Genomic DNA, 278 nt, shown 5'->3' on the forward strand with positions numbered 1-278 from the left:
TCATACACTAAATCAGTAAGTTGGCAGCATCACCTGCCGTTGAAAATCAGCCCGCCGCCAACGCCGGTGCCGAGAATCAACCCCATCACCAGTGGATATTGAGTAAATTCATCATCCCAGGCTTCTGAAAGGGCAAAACAGTTGGCATCGTTATCAAGGCGTACATCGCGATCAAGACGTGCGCTCAGGTCGGCACGCAGCGGTTTACCGCTGGCAGCGGGGACATTGGCGGCATACAGCGTACCATCTTCTGTTTCCGGCATTCCCGGAATACCGAT

The 278-nt window shown here is 53.6% G+C and carries 1 protein-coding gene; it reads right to left on the minus strand.

Annotation, left to right across the window (positions count from 1 at the left end):
• Window positions 1-29: 29 nt before the first annotated feature.
• Window positions 30-278: ROK family protein (locus R2R70_RS19905; protein WP_410978885.1), on the minus strand; the 249-nt coding region annotated here is incomplete at its 5' end.

This window comes from Cobetia sp. SIMBA_158 (genome assembly GCF_046566945.1).
Classification (GTDB): domain Bacteria; phylum Pseudomonadota; class Gammaproteobacteria; order Pseudomonadales; family Halomonadaceae; genus Cobetia; species Cobetia amphilecti.